3 protein-coding genes and 1 rRNA gene (2 of these 4 cut by a window edge) are annotated in these 2,130 nt (G+C 46.4%); 3 read left to right on the forward strand and 1 reads right to left on the reverse strand.

Features of this window, described 5'->3' with window-relative positions:
* The 3 genes from LUA84_RS04510 to LUA84_RS03695 all read left to right on the forward strand — a co-directional run.
* On the forward strand, positions 1-223 hold the 3' portion of the coding sequence (locus LUA84_RS04510; protein ID WP_457913392.1) for an ATPase, T2SS/T4P/T4SS family. The gene continues 89 nt to the left of window position 1, outside the view; 223 of the gene's 312 nt are visible here — the last part of the coding sequence; the start codon falls outside the window, past its left edge; it ends in the stop codon at positions 221-223.
* Between the two features lie 25 nt (positions 224-248).
* Entirely contained in the window at positions 249-518 is a 270-nt protein-coding gene (locus LUA84_RS03690; RefSeq protein ID WP_457913393.1) for an ATPase, T2SS/T4P/T4SS family, read from the forward strand.
* A gap of 119 nt (positions 519-637) precedes the next feature.
* On the forward strand, positions 638-781 hold the full coding sequence (locus LUA84_RS03695; RefSeq protein ID WP_231434497.1) for a hypothetical protein: 144 nt from the start codon (positions 638-640) through the stop codon (positions 779-781).
* 18 nt (positions 782-799) lie between these two features.
* Here LUA84_RS03695 and LUA84_RS03700 read toward each other — a convergent pair.
* Positions 800-2,130, reverse strand: a 23S ribosomal RNA gene (locus LUA84_RS03700); it runs 1,616 nt beyond the window's last position.

Below are 2,130 nucleotides of genomic sequence, written 5' to 3' on the forward strand. Positions count from 1 at the left end.
TCCGGAGATATTTGCATATCTATGGTTAGCAGTAGAATTTAGAAAAAATATAATCGTAATAGGAGGTACTGCTTCTGGAAAAACAACAATGCTAAATGCAATATCAATGTTTATACCACCAAATGCTAGGATTGTNTCAATTGAAGATACAAGAGAAATAAAATTATATCATCCAAACTGGATTCCTTCCTTANNNAAATATTCTTCTGATAAAAANAGGTGAAATTGATATGTTTGAATTATTAAGAATGTCTTTTAGACAAAGACCAGATTATGTAATTGTTGGAGAAGTAAGAGGAGAGGAAGCATATGTAATGTTCCAGGGTATGGCTTCTGGTCATTCCTCTTTATCAACAGTGGATGCTGAAAGTACAAAAGCATTAATAAGTAGATTAACAACACCTCCAATAAATTTATCTCCATCATTAATTGAATNATTAAATGTTGTTGTAATAATCAATATGATAATTTTCTTGGAACAAATCCATCAAGAATTAAAGAAGTTAATGAAATTATAAAATATAATAGATTTAATATTGCATATAGATGGAATCCTTTTAAAAGAGAATATTTAGAAAATCCTAAAAAATATTTATTTAGATTAATTGAAAATGATTATGGAATAAGATATAAAGAATTGTATGAAGAATATATTACAAGGATAAAATTATTATATAGGTTATCTGAACTAAATATTTCAGATTTTCAAACATATAGTAAAATTATACAAATGTATTATTATAATAAAGAGAATGTTTTGAGATATTATAATATTGAATAAAATTTGGGGTCGAGGGAATATATAGTCTCACGGGAACTTCAAGCGGTCGGCTGAACTCCTTTTCGGAGCTTNCACCGCCGCTCTGAGTCGGATCTTTTATCCGACCCTTTAATGGATATCTAATCTTGAGGTGGGCTTCCCGCTTAGATGCTTTCAGCGGTTATCCCTTCCGAACATAGCTACCCGGCAATGCCACTGGCGTGACAACCGGAACACCAGAGGTTCGTCCACTCCGGTCCTCTCGTACTAGGAGCAGCCTCCTCTCAAATATCCAACGCCCACGACAGATAGGACCGAACTGTCTCACGACGTTCTGAACCCAGCTCGCGTACCACTTTAATGGGCGAACAGCCCAACCCTTGGCGGCTTCTGCACCACCAGGATGGGAAGAGACGACATCGAGGTGCCAAACCGCTCCGTCGATTTGAGCTCTCGCCCGCGACGGCGCTGTTATCCCCGGAGTAGCTTTTCCGCCAGCCCGTACCCCCACTAGGGAGAGTACGGGGTTCGCTAGGCCCGGGTTTCCCCCCTGTGCCCCTTGATGGTCAGGGCACAGTCAAGCCAGCTTTTGGCCTTGTCCTCTACGGCGGATTCCTGACCCGCCTGAGCTGCACCTTATGGACCCTGCCGATACCTTTTCGGCCAGGGTGCCGCCCCAGCCAAACCGCCCACCTGCTGCTGTCCCCCTTCGGGTTAGCCCTGAAGAACCTAGAGGCGGGTGTTTCATCGTCGCATCCTTCCTACCTAGCGGCAGGAATTCATTGCTCCCCGCTACCCTACACACCAGGTTCTTCAGAGCAACAACAGGCTACGGTTAAGCTTCACGGGGTCCTTCTTACCCATCGGAAGTCCCTGGCCTTCTCACCAGGATAGCTTTTCAGGGGGCGCCGGCCCGGGCCAGTGCCGGGCTAGTTACGTCGTTCGCAGAGCCAGCATTTAACTGGCAAGGCATTACGCTACCTTAAGAGGGTCAGGGTTACCCCCGCCGTTTACCGGGGCTTACCCCCCTTGAACGGGGGATTCAGATACCGGTGCTGAGCAGGCGTCACCCCCAGTACAACCTCTTACGAGCTTGCTGGGAGCTGTGTTTTTGGTAAACAGTCCGCCCGCCCTTGTCACTGCGACCTGCGGCCCACACCGCAGGCACCCCTTCTCCCGAAGTTACGGGGCCATTTTGCCTAGTTCCTTAACCGGCTTGACCCCCACGGCCTTAGGATTCTCACCCAGGGGACCTCTCTGGCCTTCGGTACGATCGCCCCGAATCGCATCCTTTCCCTTTTCATTGCCGGAAGGCCTCAGCATAACCCTTTCGGGCCCATCAGGGTTTAGACCGGTTCTCGCCATGACGG

The organism is Candidatus Nanopusillus massiliensis (assembly GCF_920984865.1).